This is a genomic window from Bacillus sp. FSL R10-2780, from assembly GCF_038006125.1.
GTDB classification, from domain to species: Bacteria; Bacillota; Bacilli; order Bacillales; family Bacillaceae_G; genus Bacillus_A; species Bacillus_A cereus_U.
This window is the reverse complement of record NZ_JBBOUQ010000001.1, coordinates 4800096-4820308: the sequence shown is the minus strand read 5'-3', so window position 1 is coordinate 4820308 and position 20213 is coordinate 4800096. Positions and strand designations below refer to the sequence as shown.

The following is a 20213-nucleotide window of genomic DNA, read 5'->3' as shown; positions in this document are numbered from 1 at the left end:
ACATTCGGTTCTTCTGTTACCTTTGGTTCTTCCGGTTTTAATGACTCTTCGATTTCTTCTGTTGTTTCTTCTTTATTTTCTTCTTCTTCTGGTTTCACCCAGATTTCCGGTCTGTCTGTTACCTCTGGCTTCTCTAACTCATTTGGTTCTTCTGTCACCGTTGGCCCTTGCGGTTTAGTTGGGTCTTCCAGTTCTTCTAGTGTTTCTTCTTTACCTTGCTCTTCTACTTCTGTTACTTCATGGATCTTTATATTTGTAATATCATAACCATTAACTTTCGATTGATATCCCGTTACTGGTTGTTCTTTTACTTCATACTTATGAGCTTTTCCTTCATTATTAACTGCCGGTAACTTTTCAAACTCATATTTCCAATCATTTGCTGCAGTAACTTCTTTCGTTGCAATGACTTTACCATTTTGCAGTAAATCTACTTTAATGTTTTCTGGGCGATCTTTTACTTTGTCGTCTTTCCACGTTTTCGTTCCTGCAACAGATGTAGTTTTCAACTTATTTGGAATCATAAGTTTTATTCCATTTACATCATCCTTCTTAATTGTAAAAGGAATTTTCGTTTGCGGATCGAACTCTACATAGTTCGGTGCTGAAATTTCTTGTACATAGTAATTACCTGGAGCAAGGTTTGGTGCTTCAACTACTCCATCTTTATTCGTTGTATAAGAATCACCAATTTGCTGTCCTGACTCTGTGTACAATTTAAAAGAAACACCTGGGATAACTTTCCCTTCGTTTCCTTCAATATGCTTAACAATTTGCAGTGTTCCTTTCGCAGGTAAATCCCCTTCAGCTTCGCCACCAAATGATATATTTTTAACCTTTACACTATTAGATTCAGAAGTAGGTTTCTCATATAAAATTTGATAATCAAGTTTATAGTCATTTTGTAGAAATTCTAATTTTTTCCCACTCTCAGTTATAGTTGATGTATAGGCAACAGTAAATGAAGTGGCGTTCCCCATATGTCTATAAACTACAACTTCAAATGAGTTATCACTAGTAAACTTAATGTATCCATAGCCTCGCTTTTGAAATTCCGCAAGAGACAATTGTTCTTTATTATTTACATTAATAGTAAAGCTCTCTTTATTCAGTAATTGTCCTTCTTGTAGTGTATCTTTCAAAATAATATTGTCATGTAAATATTGTTTCTTTAAATTTATATTTAAAAACCAACGTACTTCATTACTTTTATCTGGCTGAATATCACCAGATTTATAGAAAAAGATTCCCGGTTCTTTCCCGTCCCCTTTTGAATGAGTAATTCTAACCGTTTGTTTTTCTAAATCTGTCCCTAAATTCGTTTGGACATCTTTCGTTTTTCCTGATTCTACATTCGTACCTTGAACAGTGAAATTAAAGTTCCCTCTAATATTTTCAAGCTTCTCTACTGCATCATTAAATGTACAAACTACATTATTTGCATTGATCTGGCACGTACCAAAAACACGTCCTGAATCATCCTTTAATGCAATTGTGCCACTATAGCCCTTTAATTCTGGAGGGAGTGCTAACGTTAATGTATCACCAGATTTCATCTCTTTTCCAGGTTTTTCACTAAAGTTTACACGTATGCTAGTCTGTTCCCCATAATTTAATGTTGTTTTTTCGATTGCAAAACTATCAACAAATCCTGCTGTGTTTAATTCTTGAGCATGCCCTACGATAGGTGTAAAAACTTGCCCAATTATAACAGTAAAAATAAAACAAATTACAGATATTCTTTTTAAATATGTACTCATAACGCCTCCGATTTTAATTATCACATTTTTCTATTATGAAATCCTTCTCACCCTAAACCACCTTGAAAAAAGGTTACAACTAAAGAATATTTGCAGCATCAAACTATCTTTAATCATGCAAAACAAAGCAGTAAACAACACGATTCATTAACCATATTGTTCGCTTGTTTTGGCAGCCAACAATAAATATTAGTACTTATGAAAATGCATTACAAGACTGTTCATTTACATACTATTTTGTTACTATGTTAGTAGTAACCAAAATGTACCGAATGACCACTTTATTCATATGGTCATCTGATGACTGACCATTTTTCTCTTTCGAATATTATCCATTACCATTCTCCCCTAATAACTTTATTCCACTAGTACCGAAGCACGAACATATTCCGAAATTACACACCCATATTTACTATTTTAATATTTCTCACCATTTCAAAACCCAACCTATTTAACAAGGATCCTATAGTTTTAAAATTAGAACAGTAAGTAATAAAATATATTCCACTATAATAATAGGAAGTAATTATAAATAGAAGGTACATACAAATTTTTCAACCTGCTATCTCCTCATTTTTAATAATTTCACAATAATAAGGCTACCTTTCCTTATTAAGAAAGATAGCCTTATTCGTATAGACAACTGCTCTACTCCTTATTTCTTCGCACCTTTTAACGACTCTCTTAGCACAAATTTTTGTAATTTTCCGCTCGCATTACGCGGAAGTTCATCTACAAATAAGTAATGACGCGGACGTTTATAATCTGCTAATTCATCACTTTCTTTGCAATACATTTCTAAATCAGCTTCTGAAATATTTTCATCTTTCTTTACAACAACCGCAACGACACGCTCTCCCCATAGTTCATCTGGCTCACCAAGTACTGCAACATCTAATACACCTGGGTGACTATGAAGGAAATCTTCCACTTCACGAGGGTAAATATTTACACCACCGCTAATTACCATATCATCAACGCGATCTGCAACGAATAAATAACCGTCTTTATCGAAGTAGCCTAAATCACCAGAATGATACCATCCTTTATACATTGATTTTGCATTTGCTTCTTCTCGATTATGATATCCAGCCATCATAGTCGGGCCGCGCAAAATAATTTCCCCTACTTCATAAGGAGGCAACATATCATCTGGCTCTGCTGGTGCATCTTCGTTCGGTTTGACGATTCGAATTTCATGGCTAAAGCACGGTGTTCCTGCTGAACCAGCTTTCGTAATTTGATCCTCTTCTACGAGAAAAGCAACAACCGGTCCCATTTCTGTCATTCCGTAAATTTGGACAAGATCAATATAAAGACGCTCTTTACATTCCTTCACTAGCGCTGGAGCCATCGCAGCCCCGCCATATACACCGATTTTCATCGAAGTTAAATCATACTCGTCTAGATCTTTTTGCAATAACATATTCCACATCGTCGGTGCTGCAAAAAACGTCGTAATCTTCTCTTCTTGAATGGTATGTAATACTCTATCCGTATCAAAATGATGTAAAATAACATTCTTTCCGCCAACTTGAATGCGCGGTATGATTCCAGCATTTAACTCGCCGCAGTGATATAAAGGCGCTACCACAAGTCCGGCACTATCCCTGTTATATTTTATGAAATACGTACAAATCATACTATGCTCAGCCATATCACGATGGCGATGTAGTACGCCTTTCGGATGACCCGTCGTACCACTCGTATAAAGCATAGAGCAATAATCCATTTCATCGACTACAATATCTACTTTTTCAGCTGATGCTTCATTTACTTTTTCATGGTAGGAACTAGCATAAGAAGGTGCATCGTCTTCTACATACCAAAAAGACGAATTTGGAAAATCTCTTTCAATCATAGTAACTGTTGATTCGACTGCTTTTTCAAAGACAACTACTTTCGAGGCTGCATCTTGGAGGATATAAGATAGTTCTTTTGCTTTTAAGCGGAAATTAATCGGGTTAAATATCGCCCCAATTTTGGCACAGGCTAAGTAAACGTTTACAAATTCACGACAGTTATATAAGTAAACAGATACACAATCTCCTTTTCTTACTCCTTCTTTCAATAGAGCTTGCGCCGTTTTATTTATTTGCTCATCCCACTGTTTATATGTCCAGCGAATATTTTTTTCCGGTTCTACTAACGCCTCTTTATTCGGATATTTGCCAACTGCCAAATCAAAGATTCTCCCTATCGTCATGTACATGCCAACAATTTCCCCCTTTTCTCTTTCATAAATCTATCATTTCGTCTATAAGTAGACATTGTCCTCTAATAATTTGACTAATTTTTCTGATTATTATCGACATAGTTTTACAAATGGACCGTTTGATGGTAAATGAAATTATATCGGCGATTTTTTGAATATATCGCACGCAACTTGAAATATATCGGCGATTTTTAAAATATATCGAACGCAACTCAATTTATATCAGCGATTTTTCGAATATATCGACTTACCGACAAAAACTGACAATATAAAAAGAGATTGTTCCAAATTGGAACAACCCCCTTCTCCTTAAACGAATAGCTCTTCTAAAATTTTCAGTTTATCTTCTGTATATTTCACGAAGCCATCGTTATATGATTTTGGATCTTTCGGATTTGCAAAGTGTGTAATTGCTCCTGTTTGTGGGTGAACAAATTTACTTGATGCCCCGCAACCAAGTCCGATAATCGATTGTACTTCTTCCATAATAACAATATTGTAGATACTTTCTTGCGTCGGTATTGCATACCCAACGTTTTCTAAGTTACCTAAAATATTTTTTTGACGATATAAATAGTATGGTACGTAGTTATGGTTCTTCGTCCACTCTTCCGCCTCATACATCATCGCAGTAATTTCTTCGCGACCTGCTACTTTATATTTACGTTTGTTTTGCGTCATTTCAGAAGCACGTTTAAATGATAACGTATGAACTGTTAACGATTCTGGCATTAACTTTTCTGTTTCATCTAACGTATGCTTAAAGATGTCTAATCCTTCACCAGGAAGACCAATAATTAAATCCATATTAATATTGTTCATTCCCATTTCACGTGCTAAATGATACTTCTCAATTGTTTCTTCTACAGTGTGATGACGTCCAATTGCCTTTAGTGTTTCTTGATGGTATGACTGCGGATTAATACTAATACGGTCAATGTTCCATTTATTTAACACTTCTAGCTTTGCTGGTGTGATCGTATCTGGGCGACCTGCCTCAACTGTTACTTCACGTACATCTTTCACATCTGGGAACGCTTGGTACATTTCTTCATAAAGCATATCCATCTCTTCTGCTGTAATACTCGTCGGTGTACCACCGCCGTAATAAATCGTCGTAACTGTAACACCTTTTTCTTTTAAAAACTTACCAATTTCACGAACTTCATAATGTAACCCGCCTAAGAACGAATCAACTGATCCTTGGCGTCCGTTAATTGCATAAGCCGGGAACGTACAGTACGCACATTTTGTAGGACAAAACGGAATACCGATGTAAATACTTACTTCTTCTTTCAAACGGTATAAATCCGGAACAACCGCTAATTGGCAATCAACGATACGCTGAAGAAGCTCAATTTTTTCTTCATGAATTAAATAACTTTCACGAAGTTCTTTATGCGCTTCTTCTTTTGACATACCATTTTGAAGCAGTTTGTGAAGAAGTTTCGTTGGGCGTACCCCAGTTAATATTCCCCAGCTCTGTTCAAGTCCAGTTAGCTGTTGAAGTACAGAAAGATATACGTAAGAAACAACATGTTTCACTTGCTTCATACGTTCTTTTTCTTCTGTGAAAGCAGATAAATCTTTTGCGAATGTTTCTTCATACACATTTCCGGTTGCAACATCTGTTAAACGAGCCGATGCTTTCACATTCTCTTCAATGTGTATATCAACGATAAGATTTGCTTCCTCTTGTTCAAATCCAATCGTACTATCTTCAAAAAATAAGCCGCCAATATTTTGCAGCGGACGTAAAAAACGATCATCTTGTAACGTTTTAATTGAAATTAACAACATTATCACCTTTTCATTTACAAACTCCCTTTAGTTTACTTGAAGGGCGTTTACAGGTCAATACAGAAGGTTTTACCTGTTTCTCTTACATATATTTTTTCTCGAATGTTATTTAGATATATAGACACACTGATTGACTCTTGCTAAAATTTAGTAGTGCTAAATTAAGGCTTAGCAAAAAATAAAATATATAAAGGAGGAATATTAACACAAGATTCAACAATCTAATGTGTTAAAAACAAATATGAAAAAGAAACTTTATAGCGTTTTAACCCTCTCTCTTGCATTACAAACTGTTATGGCACCTACTTATTCATTTGCAGAGAGTGCTGAAAAATCCGCGGAAGTATATACGGATGAGCAAGTTTTCAAAAGTATTGAAGAACATGTTAAAGAGCATAGCACACATGAAGAGGATATCGAGGTCACTGGCGAATTCCTACTATACACATCAAAAAAACATTCATTATATGACTCAAGTGATTTAAAAAACAAATCGAATGTAGAGGTTACAGAACAAGTAGTAATGGCGACAAAGAAAAAAGGGAATGCATACTACATAACAACTCCAGCTGGCGCTGGGTGGATAAATAACAATGATAATAACTTAGAAGTTCAAGAGATTCATAAACTATCTAATCAAAAATTAATTGTGAAAGAAGAAGCTTCCATACATTCATTACCATTCCAAACGTTTAAAGAAGAGGGTAAACTACAGCCTCAAGTAATTATTCCTACTGAACAAGCAGGAAATTGGTTTAAAGTCCAAATAAATGAAACATCAAAATGGATTTATGCACCTTCTGCTACATTTGAAGGTACAAAAGCTTCATTATTAAAAAACGGTCGTTCTGCTAAAAGTAGTTTATTGAGAGCTCCAGCTACTCTACAAACAAACAATATTTATGGCGTTACATTTAAAGAAATGATTGTCCCAAAAGGAAATGACGATATTCGCCCTGGCTACCCGATGGTCCCTAAATATATTACGATTCACGAAACGGCTAATCCAGCGAAAGGTGCCAATGCTCTAAATCACGCAAAATTCTTAGATAGTCAAGCACGCGGAACAGCTGATCGCGCCGCATCTTGGCATTTCACAGTAGATGATAAAGAAATTTATCAACATCTTCCAGTAAATGAAGTTGGATGGCATGCTGGAAATAAAACTGGAAACTATGAGTCTATCGGAATTGAAATTGCCGTTAATGAAGATGGGAACTATGAAAAAGCGGTAGAAAATGCCCGTAAATTGGCAGCTTATTTAATGAACGAATTAAATATTTCTCTAGATAAGGTCCAAAAACACCAATTTTGGTCAGGAAAAAATTGCCCTGCGTATATGATTCAACGCGGACAATGGGATGCTTTCTTAAAAGGAACTGAAACATACTATAAGGAAAACCGAAAAGATCCAGTAACTGATGACATTACAGGTGGATGGTATGAACAAGACATTCGTCAATTAGCAGCTAGAGGCATTATGCAAGGAGAAGGGAACGGCAAGTACTTCCCAGAACGTCTTGTAACGCGTGCTGAATTTGCTACATTAATTACTCGTGCTTTACAATTACCAAGTGGAAATGCTAATTTCACAGACTTAGAACAAGTACATCCATCTTTAAGAGACGGTATTAATCGTGCAGCTAGCGCAGGCATAATCCGCGGACGTGGTGATAATACCTTTGATCCAAATACTACAATTACACGCGAAGAAGCTGTTATTATGATTGATCGTTCTCTAAAACACGCTGGTATTTTCGCAAAACCAGTTGAACTACCATTCGTAGACCAAAACTTAATTTACGCTAAAGAAGAAGTACAAAGAGTGTATGGATATGGAATTGTAAAAGGTAACGAATTTAATCAATTCGTACCAAAAGGACCATCACAACGTGCTCACGCAGCTGCATTTATAAACAGAATGCTTAACGTGATTGAAGCTTAAAAACATTTATAACTAAATGTTTTTACTTTAATCCTTCTGTATTAACTTAAAAGGCAAAAGAGATAATATTATCTTTTTTGCCTTTTATACATCTATTAACTATTTTTAGTCATAAATCTTAAACGTATTCCAAGTAACAGAAAAATCACACCTATAAGTGGCAGAAAATGTGTACTACACCTTGTAACTGGAAGCTTTCTGTTGTTGGTGGTTTTTCTAAACCTTCGCTTAGTTCTCCAGTTGCAGCCGCTAAGATTATACAACTTGATGCATTCACGTCATAAAGTTTTGACAACATCAATAGTTGCCTAAAGTATTCAAAGGAATTGTATAGATCTCAGATACAGTTCCCATTTTAAAGCCTTTTTCTTTCATCGTTTCGGTGTATGTTTATGATTCTTTAAAAAAGGAAGCGGGAATTGCTTACGAAAATGCTCTTTAATCATATACTCTACGCCGTTCTCAGTATTAGAACGTGTAATCCAGTCTGCGGCTTGCTTTAATTCTACAGGAGCGTTCCCCATTGCTACCCCAAGGCCAACATTTTCAATTACCTCTAAGTCTTCTGTGCTGTCTCCAATCGCAACCATTTCACTAAGGTTAATATTTAAATGCTCCCCAAGTAATTGTAAACCACGTAGTTTTGATACATTTTGAGGGAGAATTTCTATACGCCTCGCATCACACTCGACGTACTCTACATCTTGAAATGCCTTTCTTAACGTATTCATCCCTCTTTCTTTTTCACCTTTCGTATGGAAGACAATATCAATTTTTGGTGCAGCTACTGGGTTATCACGCAGGGCATCCCCTAGCGAATCTACAAATTGAACCGGATAAAATAACGGATCTGCGCTTGATAATACAGTACGCGCAATTAAGTTTGGTGTATTTCTCTCACGATTCCCAATTGAATATCTTTCATGAGAAATGCGAACATTACAATCAAAATGCTCTAACACTTGCACAATATTAAAGGTTTTCTCTTCAGATAATCTCCTTTGAGCGAACGGCTTATCTAACGTTGCTGAAATGAAAGCTCCACCGTGTGTAACTAATATTGAATCTAATTTTAACGCCTTCGCTATTTTATGAGCAGATTGAAAATTACGATTCGTAAATAATGTAACGTATACATCTTTTCTTTTCACAAAGTCAATTGTCTCCCGTAACCCTTTAGCAATTTTTCCGTTGTTGTATAGTAGTGTCCCATCTATATTAAGAGCTAGTAAGCGATAAATCATGTCGCACTCCCCCTCTTCGCTGTTGTACTCTATCCATAATTTATGAAATAAATGTAGTAAATAGAACGAGTTAGAATTACTACTGAAAATTTGGTTTACTATATACATATACAACTGGCAAAGGAGATAGTACAATGCAGGCACCACCTTCTTTTTATGAAGGCGATACGTTAGAGGTCGCAAAGAAGTTACTTGGACATAAACTCGTTCATATTGTAGACGGCATAAAGCGAAGCGGAATTATTGTAGAGGTAGAAGCATACAAAGGTCCAGATGATAAGGCCGCACATAGTTACGGCGGCAGACGGACTGATCGAACAGAAGTAATGTTCGGCGCACCAGGACATGCTTACGTATATTTAATTTACGGTATGTATCATTGCTTTAACGTAATTACAGCACCAATCGGCACCCCGCAAGGAGTTCTTATTCGTGCTCTTGAACCTGTAGATGGCATCGAAGACATGAAACTAGCGCGCTACAACAAAACTGACATTACGAAGGCTCAGTATAAAAACTTAACAAATGGACCCGGAAAACTATGCCGCTCACTCGGAATCACTTTAGAAGAGCGCGGCGTATCACTTCAAAGTGATACGTTACATATTGAATTAGTTCCTGAAGAAGGCCATTTATCATCCACACATAACATACTAGCTGGTCCTCGTATTAATATTGATTATGCAGACGAAGCCGTTCACTATCCATGGCGGTTTTATTATGAAAAGCATCCGTGTGTTTCAAAGTAAAGGAGCTATCCTATAATGTTTCACTGACTTTGAACTGCCCCATCCTGTATATTTGCAAGTGACCAAACCAACAAAAATACGAAGGTGATTTCTTATTTCATCACACATCGAAAAGCCGAAATCCGGGCTCGGATTTCGGTTTTGTATATATAGAAGGAACCATTTCCTCTCCAAAATTCCCAAATACAGTTCACCTCCGAAGAGGAACCTAAAAAAACATTAATTTTCTTATGAATTTTTTAATGCATTATAATTATCTAAATTGAATTTCGTCATAATGAAAGTTCCTGTTGGCGTTAAAAGCTGAGAAATAGATTGTATGACATGAGGTAATTGCGCTGGCTCAATAGGATGTGATAATAGAATGTACTGGAATTTTTCATCTTTAAATACCTCGTGTAACTTGTCATACTCGCTAGAAGTTGTAGGACCTACCCTATTTGCAAGAGCTGCCGCTTTTTCATTAACTTCTGCACCGAATGTGGAAACTGCCGGGTAACGCCTTTTCATTTCTAATAAAGTTGCACCACATCCAGCTCCTATATGAAGAATATTTACTTGATCAGGCGCAAATCGATCTACAATTGCTAGTAAATCATAATGAATGTATAAACTTTCACCATAAAATCCCCATTTTTCATACAATTTTATATTATTTGCATGTAAAACTATGGAAAAGTTAACACTGTCTTCTCTCCACGATACGCTTCCATAGTGATGAATAAATGTATCTTTACATAAATACAATTTATATCCCTTTTCAAAAATTCTTAACGACAAATCATCATCTTCATAATTCCCTGGTGTAAATCGTTCATCTAATATTCCAACTTCATCTAACACTGATTTTTTTATAAGCATACAAAATCCTATTAATTTCATACGTTCTTCCCATTTATTTTTATCACTTTGATTATATAAAGTTGCAAAATTCTGCATCCCTTGAATATCCTTATAAAAGGTTTGTATAGCAGTATAGTAAGCAGCATTATTAGTGACGGGTCCTACAGCTCCAGTATCTTCGTTTTCATACAAACACCGAATTAAGTTTCTTAACCAATTTTTAGTTACGACCACATCATTATTTAATAATAGAATATTATCACCTTTTGCCTTTTTAATTCCCTGGTTGCATCCCTTTGGAAAACCCATATTTTCTGCATTTTCCACTAGTATAATATCCGATTGTTTTTGTAACCATTCTACAGTACCATCTGTTGATGCATTGTCCACAACTATTAACTCATACTCTTGTTCCACTGTATAAGTTCTAATACTTTGGATGCATTCTTTTGTGTATTGTAATTGATTATGAGTTAATATAATTATACTTGTGAGCATGAATCAGACTCCTCTCAGCAACCGAAATAATTATCTAGTATTATTAAATACTATTTTTTAAATAAACCATCAAAATATTTTCTATTATATTCAATACTCGGATTATTAGGTATGAACTGTGCAGCTTGTTCGTTGTGATAAATTGCCTTTTCATATTCTTTTATTCGATCATAACAAATACATAGTTGAATATGCGGCAACCATGTATGACACTCTTCCCGGACAAATGGAGAATCTTTTGATCGCGGTCCGTCAATTGCTGCATGGTACCAATATATTGCTTTGGCATATTCACTTTGTTGCAAAAATACACGTCCTAAGTGGCAACAAAGTTCTCCTCTAGGTGTGTCATACATAAATGATTGTAAACAAGAATGGATAGATTTTTTTAAGTCCCCCAATTCAAAATAACATTCGGCTCTTTTTAAACAAGCTTGAATATTATCTTCAACCCAACCCTTTTCTTCATCTAAAAACCTTGAATACCAATTAACAGCCTTATCATATAATCCGTGATCCTTACATTCATTTGCATAATAGTACACATCGCGGGGGCTAAACTCTTTTCCACTCTCAAGATGTTTTTCATATATTTTCAAATTACGATTAGTATATGCTTTTTCTTTTTTATGACTTACCCCTACATCACTATTTATAAGATTTCCATACACCTCTAAATATTCATGAACAAATCCATACCATTGAAAATTTTTACTTCTGTTGACTAATCGATATCTCCTTAAAGAATGTGTTGGATTTCCTTCTATATCAAAAGTTAAATAATATTTCATAGATACTGCATCCGTACTACGATCTAACGTACGTTTTAACTGTAGCAATTTCTTTCCATCATCCGTACCTATTATGTCATCTGCGTCTAGCCAAAGAATATATTCTTTTGTAGCTTTAGAAAATGCAAAATTTCGTGCCGCTGAAAAATCTTCAATCCACTGAAAATCATAAACTTTCGCATCGTACTTCTTCACAATCTCTTTTGTAGCATCTGTTGAACCTGTATCTACAATAATAATTTCATCCACAACACTTTTGACCGATTCTAAGCATTTTGATATAGTCTGTTCTTCATCTTTTACAATCATGCATAAACTAATAGTAATTGAGTTTCCCATCATATCCCCCCTACCCTTTTGATGTATATGTTTGGAGAGAAATTTATATTTCTTTTGCTTCAAAATTGGGGTTTCATTTTACAAATTACACAAACTCACACAAGTTGATAACTTGTTCAAGACAGGTTTTTCTTTCACAAAGCGCTTTAATAAACTTAATGGTATACATAAAAAAAAACGCCCCCATACTAGGAGCGTCTTCCACTATTAAGCTTGTTGTTGCGCGTTATATAAATCTTCAAGTGGCTTCATGATAATTTTGTTAACGTCAGTGATAACGATGTTTAAACGTTGCTCAGTTTCCATTAACTTTGTGATTTTAGCATCTTGTTGAATGCGAGCTACAACTTCTTGTGCTTTTTGGTTGTCTTCTTCAGTGATTTCTTGACCTTGCATCATTTTTTGTTGTAGGCCAAGTTGCATCGTGCGGAACTCTTCGAATAAGTTCTTTGACTCTGCATCTCCTTGTACTGCTGCGTAGCTTGCTTTTAATGTTTGGAAATCTTCGTTTTCAGCGATTGCTTTTTGTAATTCATATGCAACATCATGAATGTTTTTTGTCATTTTATTTTTCCTCCTTTAGAAGGCTAGCGCTTTTCGCTCGCACTGCCTTTTACGTGCCTTTACATAGGCACCTCTTCTTACCATATCAAACTATGCAAGAGATGTGAAGAATTTTCACTTTTATTTCTATGTACTCATCTTTATTACCTAAGGAACAGAAGTAACAACCCTTGCATAAGTCCAATCATTCCGCCTAATAATGCACCTAAATACGTAATCATTTTCAACTCATTTTTTGTAATGGACAATACGAGATCTTCTAGTCTCTCTGTTGAAAATGTAGCTACTTCTTGCTGGACAATTTCCGCAAGCTGTAGATTGTTTAGTATGCTCGCTACATTTTCTGTTCCCCACTTCAAGCCTTTCTCTACTGCGCTAGGAACCACTTTTTCAACGATTGTTTCTCGAACTGGTTCACATACTTTCTGCACAGATTGGTTTAAAAATTTACTCACCGTTTCCTCTACTTTAACAGCTGACAATATGGAGCCCACAATCATTTCTTTCTCTACAAACGTTTCTAATTCTTGTACGTCTCTTCCTTTTAACTTTTCCCACTCTTTTTGCAGTACATCAGTTAAAAGCCGCTCTGTTCCATCTTGTCCTAAAAACTTAATTACTTCCGGCTGCACACGATCCACTAAACTTACATTCCCTAAAAACATACCGACTAAATTAAGTAGTGTCCCGCGAGAAGCGAAAAAGTCGTCAATCATTTTTGAAAGGCGTGCCTTTCCTTCTTCACTTTCAAAAAAGCGAATTCCTCTTTTCAAAATAAAAGATGCTACATTCGGAATCGTATTCTCTATTTTTTCATGAACAGAATGAGGTAAAGCCTGTTCCCATGTATATGTATAGTACTCTGCTAAAAATGCATGAATTTTTTCTGTAATAACATGTTCGATTTTTTGAGTCGCCTCTTCTTCTACATGTTCTAAATTCCATTTTTCTAACATATCCCGTAACGACTGTTCATTCGTTATTACTTTATCAACTTCCACTTGTGCCCAGCGAATTAAACTGGCTTGAAACTCTTCATTTGTTAATTTCTTTCCGATTCCTTCTGGTGTTAACAAATGTTCTACAACCATTTTCCCTAATTGAACAGCAAGCTCATCACGACGCTTCGGAATTAACCCTGGCGTAAATGGAACTTGAAACTTCCCAATATAAATCGGACGATGAGGACGGAATAACATTTTTATTGCTAAATGATTCGTGTACCCTCCAATAATCGCCCCGAGTCCTGTCGTTGTTAGCATATTCAACCATATATTCATCATAATCAACCTTTCACTTCTCCAAAACTATAGCATATCATCATACGGACAAAAGTATAATGGTATAAAAATGTATTTGCAATATATAGCTTCGCCTATTATGCAAACATCCTGTTAATAAAGGAGTGGTTTCGTTGGTTCTTGGTCTTTTAACTTCTAAATTTCATCACGAGCAAATGTATTACACCGAAATCGCTAAGCGAGCTCGTCTTTATCATAACGTCGTTGCCCAATTCACACCGTTTAGCATTGATTCAAAGACAGATCTTGTTTCTGGTCTTATTTACGATACAGATACAGGAAATTGGATAGATCAAACCTTTCCCATTCCTTCATATATATATGATCGCTGTCATTTCAAGGAGGATAAAGCATTCCAACAAGCAAAATCGATTATTCATTCATTACGCAAACGTTCCTCGACTACTTTTTTAAATAACACTCTTATTAATCCAAGTGATTTACACAATCTTTTTCTTACTAATAAACGTCTTTCTCCTTACATTCCAAAAATAAAAAAAGGAACGGTCCAAGGAATTTTCAAATTACTACTAGAAACAAGAGATATTGTTATACGTCCTATCAATATACACTCTAATGAAAATTTATATCGAGTCACTTACAAACATAAAACATTTCATATCGATACAATAAATGAACAGCATTGTACTTCTACTAAGTTCAAACGGACAGATGACTTTATATCATGGTGCAAATCGAACGTACACTCATCCCATTATATGATCCATCCAATGTTACAACCTCCAAATCAACTATCATATCCAATTCATATTCGAACCATTATGCAAAAAAACAAAGAACAGAATTGGGAAGTACTTGGTCAATTCATACAAAAGTCTTCATTCCCATCGCAATTTTTACTTTCAGTAACAGAGCGGTCCATGTTACATCCATTTTCCAAAATTAAATATTTGCTTTCTTCAACTGGTGTTCAATTATTGAAAGATGCTTTACATGATGTTGTAAATGAAGTGTTTAAAACACTCGATCAGTCCTATTCGTCATTATTTGAGTTAGAGCTTTCTACCATTATGGATCAAAAAGGTGCCATTTGGCTTATGTACGTCAATACGATGCCGTCTTATGAAGTTTATACTAGGTACAACGACGAACTGGCTGAACAAATTTTTCATGGTCCATTAAAGTTTAGCCGATTTACACCATAACGAAAGGAGGAAATCCCCGTTGAAAGAGCACATATATACATTAAGTATTTCAGATGAGAATCCAAATAGTATTACTTTACCTTACGTTTTTTCTATTACACCGCCAATTACATCCCTTTCCTTTGGCTTACGTTATATTACATGTGAGAATATTAAAATTCATTATTCATTCACTCGAGAAATCATTATTGGAGAACAAATTGCAGCTAAACTTTTACTACCGCATTCAGCAACAATCCATGCCTTCATACAAAATCAAACCATTGTTTTCGGTCCATTAATCGGGATTTTCACAACTGGCTTTAACGATGATTCTAATTCTCCTTTAGGAAATCGTTCCCTCTCTCTCGGTGAGCTACTAACACCACCATTCACATTGCAGCCATTTGTATTTGTCTTTGGCATTCAACATATAAACTGGGAAGAGGAAACAATTGAAGGGTACTTCTATCAAGAAGAGAAATGGGTAAAAAACAAAGTCCCTTTACCAAATGTCATTTACGACCGTTTACCAAATCGCCAATCAGAAAATTACAAACCTATCGTAAGAGCAAAGAAACGATTAGAAAGCGACTATGCGATTCCGTGGTTTAATCCGGGATTTTTCAATAAATGGGAAGTGCATCAACTTTTAATGAAAGAAGATTCAATTAAACCATTCTTACCAAATACAGAAGTATTTCAACATTTTGAACAAGTAGAACGACTTCTCGGTACGTATAAGTACATTTATATGAAACCAATACACGGTAGCTTCGGAAGAAATATTCATCAAATACTCTATTCTCAAACTGATAATTGCTACTATTGTCGTTATCGTGAAAATGAACAAAATAAACTAAGAAAGTATCAATCATTAGAAGCACTTCTTAACCATGTGTTAAAAGGACATGATTTAAAAAAGTTTATCGTACAACAAGGTATCTCACTGCTCCGCTTCGAAGGGCAACACGTCGATTTTCGCATTCATACAAATAAAAATCATTTTGGTAATTGGGTCGTCAGTGCAATCGTCGCAAAAATCGCCGGCAAAGGTAGCTTAACAACTCATGTAAATAGCGGTGGTGATACGAAATTACTTCAGGAACTGTTTCCTGATTCAACAAAGCAAGTTCAAATTGAAAATAAACTAAAACAAACAGCCTTACAAATCAGTTATGCACTCGACCAACAAGTAACCGGAAACATTGGAGAAATTGGTTTTGACATTGGTTTAGACACCGCGGAAAATCCGTGGCTATTTGAAGCAAATTCTAAACCGGGGCGAACTGTATTCCAAGATGAAAAGTTAAAAGAACAAAGTGAACTTACGCGTCAATTATTTTATGAATATGCCATCTATTTAACTGAACATTCTTTGTGCGGTCCGAAAGAAAAAATATCTCAAATCCAATCGAATACTGCACCTAACACCGGAAATATCCCGTCCCCTATGATTAACTCGCAAATACAAAAACAAAAACTTCCACCTCACTCATAAGGTGGAAGTTTTCTATTTATACAAACTTCACTACAACTTCCGTTTCCACATTACATACTCCGCAATAAAAAATATGATTGCAGTACTCATTTGAATTATTATGTGTTAAACCGTCTACCGCACTTAATAATTCCTGATCCATATATGCACTGTAATCATCTATGTAATCTACAGCTTTCCCATAATCTTGGAGTATTCCTTGGCAATTTTGACAAGAATATGTTTGTGATTCTAGCGCGTTGCAAAGCGGGCAAATTCCCATCGTTATTCCTCCATACGTTATCGTTTAAAAACAATTAAAAAGCCTCTCTTTTTTGGATTGGAGAGAGCATCTAGCCTTGCATAGGAGCGGTTAGTTCCTTTTTCTGCCCCATCCCGGGCTAAAACAGAACTATACAGTTGATACCGATTTAATTTTCATTTTACTAAGCTGGAATTTTTCTTACTTTAACAAATCATAAGTTAAGTAAGCCAAGCTGGTTATACAATGAAAAAACGCATATGATTTCGCTCTTAGTTTAGCCTTCTTTCTTAAAAATACAACGATTACTCTTATTTCATAATTTACGAAATGATGAAATATTTTTTACAAAATTTACAAATTATTATTTTGTATATCTTTCTAGGTAACATCCATACTATGAGTACAAACTTAATTACCGATGGATTAGCGCCAACGGGGCGATAATCTGGTTCAACTCCAGCTAGTCCAACCAAAAAAACTTTTATAACTCTAAGGAGGATATATTCCTATGGCAAACCAAAGTTCTTACAATCAATTAGTAGTACCAGGTGCAACAGCAGCAATCGATCAAATGAAGTACGAAATCGCTCAAGAATTTGGTGTACAATTAGGAGCAGATTCTACGGCTCGCGCTAACGGTTCTGTTGGTGGAGAAATTACAAAACGTCTAGTTGCAATGGCTGAGCAAAGCCTTGGCGGATTCCAAAAATAAATATATATGGCAAAAAGGTCTCAGGGCATATGCCCTGAGACCTTCCTTAATTTACTGCAACATTTGTAAAAACTTCTTCGTTCGTTCTTCTTTTGGATTTATAAATACATCTTCCGGTGTACCTTGTTCGACAACGACACCGCCATCCATGAAAATAACACGGTTCGCAATTTGATGAGCAAAGCGCATTTCATGCGTTACAATGACCATCGTCATTCCTTCTTTAGCAAGTTCTTTCATAACCTTTAAAACTTCTTGAACTAGTTCAGGATCAAGAGCTGACGTTGGCTCATCAAATAGTAATACTTCCGGCTCCATCGCAAGCGCACGAGCGATCCCGACGCGCTGTTGTTGTCCGCCTGATAATTGGAACGGATATAAATCCACTTTATCCGCAAGACCAACTTTTTCAAGGAAGTAGTTCGCTTTTTTCTTCGCTTCTTCTTTCCCCATCTTTTTCACTGTAACGAGCCCTTCCATTACATTGTGAATTGCTGTTAAATGTGGGAATAGATTATGGTGCTGGAATACCATACCTGTTTGCGTACGAAGATTTACAATATCTTTCTTCGATACTTTTTGAGAGAAATCGAGCTCTTTATTACCGATGCGAATGCTACCAGCGTTCGGCGTTTCTAACACGTTGAGGCAACGTAAGAATGTCGTTTTACCAGATCCAGATGGCCCGATAATAACAACTACTTCACCCTTCTCAACTGATAAGTCTATATGTTTTAGTACGGTATTATCTCCGAAACTTTTTTGTAAATGTTGAATTGAAATCATAAAAACAAAAACTCCTTTTATGAAAGGGTTATTTTAGAGTATAACGTTCTGAACGTTTTTCTAATATTTGTTGCACGATAGATAATAAGAAGCAAATTACCCAATAAATTAGACCTGCTTCAAAATAAACAATTAAAAACTCATAGTTCATTGCCGCAATTTCCTGCGCTTTTCGGAACATTTCTGTTACTAAAATTAACGACGCTAATGACGTATCCTTCAATAAACTAATAAATGTATTCGAAAGCGGCGGAATAGATACACGCGTTGCTTGCGGTAAAATAACACGTTTTAATGCTTGCGGATATGTCATCCCAATTGTATAAGCTGCTTCCCACTGTCCTTTCGGAATAGAAAGAATAGACGCACGAATAATTTCAGATGCATATGCACCGACATTTAATGAAAAACCAACAATTGCTGCTGTATATGGCTCAACCTCAATATTAAGAGTTGGAAGACCATAGAAAATAATAAATAACTGTACAAGAAGTGGCGTTCCGCGAATGATAGATACATAGATACGAGCAATCCATTGTAAAATACGACTACCTGAAATACGCGCGAGCGCTGTTAACGTCGCAAGTATAATACCGATAATAAATGTAATAAGCGTTAACGGAATTGTCGTAAAGACAGCTTCCTTCAGCATAGGCGAGAAGGAAGTCTGCATAATATCTATCCATGTAGACAATCGATCTGAGACCACTGCACTACTTAGAAACATTTTCACCGAACCATTTTTTCGTTATTTTGTCGTACGTACCATCTTTTTTCATATCTTCTAACGCTTTATTTACTTCTTGTACAAGTTTGTCGCTACCTTTACGGAATAAGAATCCACTTTGTGATGCTTCTTTTTCTGTATCTACAATTTTAATTTTTGCATCTTTTTTCATTTCTAAATAGTTTAACACTGATAATTTATCATTGATTGTGAAATCAACGCGGCCAGAACTTAATAATTCAGCTGCTTGGCTAAATCCTTCTACACCCTCGATGTTCGCACCGTTTTTCTTAGCGATATCTGCGTAGTTACTCGTTAAAGATTGTGCTCCTTTTAATCCTTTTACATCAGCAAATGTAGCAGGCTTATCTTTATCTTTTGCGATAACTAATGCTGCTGAAGAAGAAATATATGGACTAGAGAAGTCATATTTCTTTTGGCGATCTTCACGAATACCAACTTCGTTCGCAACCATATCGAAACGTTTTGCATCTACTCCTGCAAGTAAACTATCCCATTGTGTTTCTTTAAATACAGGTTTTACACCTAAACGTTTTGCAACTTCTTCTGCTAATTCAACGTCAAATCCAGTTAATTTATCCTTTGAATCGTGGAACGTAAATGGTGGATATGTACCTTCTGTACCAATTACAAGCTCACCGCTTTGTTTTATCTTCTGTAACGCATCTTGACTAGCTGTATCTTTTTTCTCTTCTTTGCCGCAACCCGCTACAATCCCAATCGCTAATGTAGTTACTGCAAGCACTGAAAATATTTTTTTCATGATAGTAGTCCTCCAAGTATTCTGATAGGAATTTAAAAACTATATTGATTGTATGCAATTTCGAACAATTTTTCAATGAAAATGTTCTTATTTAGTTTATCCTTTTTCTTCATAATCAAACAAAATGGAAAAATACCGCTACATACAAAAAATAAGTAACATTTTTTAATATAGCATTTATAAAGAAAAAGGTAAAACAATACTTACTTATTTATAAGTTTTTCAGCCGGTGAAATATATTAACTTCTGAGCGGACAATCCAATC

General features: G+C 35.6%; 18 protein-coding genes. 5 read left to right on the top strand and 13 right to left on the bottom strand.

Annotated features, from left to right (window positions below):
- The 3 genes from NSQ47_RS25050 to NSQ47_RS25040 form a co-directional block, all read right to left on the bottom strand.
- Nucleotides 1-1760: Cna B-type domain-containing protein (locus tag NSQ47_RS25050; RefSeq protein ID WP_341038193.1), on the bottom strand; the 1760-nt coding region annotated here is incomplete at its 3' end.
- 655 nt (nt 1761-2415) lie between these two features.
- Nucleotides 2416-3972, bottom strand: coding sequence for a fatty acid--CoA ligase (locus tag NSQ47_RS25045; protein ID WP_088077736.1), 1557 nt, complete (start codon nt 3970-3972; stop codon nt 2416-2418).
- Nucleotides 3973-4284: 312 nt separating this feature from the next.
- The gene (locus NSQ47_RS25040) at nt 4285-5775 is read right to left on the bottom strand and encodes a coproporphyrinogen III oxidase (RefSeq protein ID WP_341038191.1); all 1491 of its coding nucleotides are present in this window, start codon (nt 5773-5775) and stop codon (nt 4285-4287) included.
- Between the two features lie 241 nt (nt 5776-6016).
- Between NSQ47_RS25040 and NSQ47_RS25035 the strand changes: the two genes are divergently transcribed.
- Nucleotides 6017-7720 (top strand): S-layer homology domain-containing protein, encoded by a 1704-nt coding sequence (locus NSQ47_RS25035; protein ID WP_341038190.1) that lies wholly within the window; start codon nt 6017-6019, stop codon nt 7718-7720.
- A 151-nt stretch (nt 7721-7871) separates the two neighbouring features.
- Here the strand turns inward: NSQ47_RS25035 and NSQ47_RS25030 are convergent, their stop codons facing one another.
- Nucleotides 7872-8018, bottom strand: coding sequence for a hypothetical protein (locus tag NSQ47_RS25030; protein WP_165497506.1), 147 nt, complete (start codon nt 8016-8018; stop codon nt 7872-7874).
- Between the two features lie 73 nt (nt 8019-8091).
- Entirely contained in the window at nt 8092-8964 is an 873-nt protein-coding gene (locus tag NSQ47_RS25025; protein ID WP_002159124.1) for a Cof-type HAD-IIB family hydrolase, read from the bottom strand.
- A gap of 134 nt (nt 8965-9098) precedes the next feature.
- Here NSQ47_RS25025 and NSQ47_RS25020 point away from each other — a divergent pair, with 134 nt between their 5' ends.
- Nucleotides 9099-9713 carry a DNA-3-methyladenine glycosylase gene (locus tag NSQ47_RS25020; protein WP_002159125.1) on the top strand — a complete coding sequence of 205 codons (615 nt, stop codon included), beginning with the start codon at nt 9099-9101 and terminating at the stop codon, nt 9711-9713.
- A 228-nt stretch (nt 9714-9941) separates the two neighbouring features.
- On the opposite strand, the gene NSQ47_RS25015 is transcribed toward NSQ47_RS25020, so the two are convergent.
- The 4 genes from NSQ47_RS25015 to NSQ47_RS25000 all read right to left on the bottom strand — a co-directional run bounded on the left by NSQ47_RS25015 (nt 9942) and on the right by NSQ47_RS25000 (nt 14037).
- Nucleotides 9942-11054 (bottom strand): glycosyltransferase, encoded by a 1113-nt coding sequence (locus NSQ47_RS25015; protein ID WP_341038189.1) that lies wholly within the window; start codon nt 11052-11054, stop codon nt 9942-9944.
- Nucleotides 11055-11104: 50 nt separating this feature from the next.
- Nucleotides 11105-12184, bottom strand: a complete 1080-nt coding sequence (locus tag NSQ47_RS25010; RefSeq protein WP_002159127.1) for a tetratricopeptide repeat-containing glycosyltransferase family 2 protein — start codon at nt 12182-12184, stop codon at nt 11105-11107.
- A 207-nt stretch (nt 12185-12391) separates the two neighbouring features.
- Entirely contained in the window at nt 12392-12748 is a 357-nt protein-coding gene (locus NSQ47_RS25005) for a YlbF/YmcA family competence regulator (RefSeq protein ID WP_002114853.1), read from the bottom strand.
- A gap of 143 nt (nt 12749-12891) precedes the next feature.
- Nucleotides 12892-14037 (bottom strand): DUF445 domain-containing protein, encoded by a 1146-nt coding sequence (locus NSQ47_RS25000; protein ID WP_341038188.1) that lies wholly within the window; start codon nt 14035-14037, stop codon nt 12892-12894.
- A 125-nt stretch (nt 14038-14162) separates the two neighbouring features.
- On the opposite strand from NSQ47_RS25000, the gene NSQ47_RS24995 reads away from it, so the two are divergent.
- Both NSQ47_RS24995 and NSQ47_RS24990 read left to right on the top strand, forming a co-directional pair.
- Nucleotides 14163-15215, top strand: coding sequence for a YheC/YheD family protein (locus NSQ47_RS24995; protein WP_002159130.1), 1053 nt, complete (start codon nt 14163-14165; stop codon nt 15213-15215).
- Nucleotides 15216-15234: 19 nt separating this feature from the next.
- The gene (locus NSQ47_RS24990; RefSeq protein ID WP_002159131.1) at nt 15235-16695 is read left to right on the top strand and encodes a YheC/YheD family endospore coat-associated protein; all 1461 of its coding nucleotides are present in this window, start codon (nt 15235-15237) and stop codon (nt 16693-16695) included.
- A gap of 16 nt (nt 16696-16711) precedes the next feature.
- Here NSQ47_RS24990 and NSQ47_RS24985 read toward each other — a convergent pair whose 3' ends face one another.
- Nucleotides 16712-16957 (bottom strand): hypothetical protein, encoded by a 246-nt coding sequence (locus tag NSQ47_RS24985; RefSeq protein ID WP_002159132.1) that lies wholly within the window; start codon nt 16955-16957, stop codon nt 16712-16714.
- 490 nt (nt 16958-17447) lie between these two features.
- On the opposite strand from NSQ47_RS24985, the gene sasP reads away from it, so the two are divergent.
- On the top strand, nt 17448-17651 hold the full coding sequence (gene sasP / locus NSQ47_RS24980; RefSeq protein WP_000013349.1) for a small acid-soluble spore protein, SasP family: 204 nt from the start codon (nt 17448-17450) through the stop codon (nt 17649-17651).
- Between the two features lie 51 nt (nt 17652-17702).
- Here sasP and NSQ47_RS24975 read toward each other — a convergent pair whose 3' ends face one another.
- From NSQ47_RS24975 to NSQ47_RS24965, 3 genes are read right to left on the bottom strand one after another with little or no spacing between them, the layout of a single operon-like run.
- A complete protein-coding gene (locus NSQ47_RS24975; RefSeq protein WP_341038186.1) occupies nt 17703-18437 on the bottom strand; it encodes an amino acid ABC transporter ATP-binding protein in 735 nt (244 codons plus the stop codon).
- Nucleotides 18438-18465: 28 nt separating this feature from the next.
- Complete coding sequence (locus NSQ47_RS24970; protein ID WP_002114865.1) at nt 18466-19164, bottom strand: amino acid ABC transporter permease; 699 nt, start codon at nt 19162-19164, stop codon at nt 18466-18468.
- Complete coding sequence (locus NSQ47_RS24965) at nt 19151-19948, bottom strand: amino acid ABC transporter substrate-binding protein (protein ID WP_070127976.1); 798 nt, start codon at nt 19946-19948, stop codon at nt 19151-19153. The genes NSQ47_RS24970 and NSQ47_RS24965 overlap by 14 nt, the downstream gene beginning before the upstream one ends.
- Nucleotides 19949-20213: the final 265 nt, after the last annotated feature.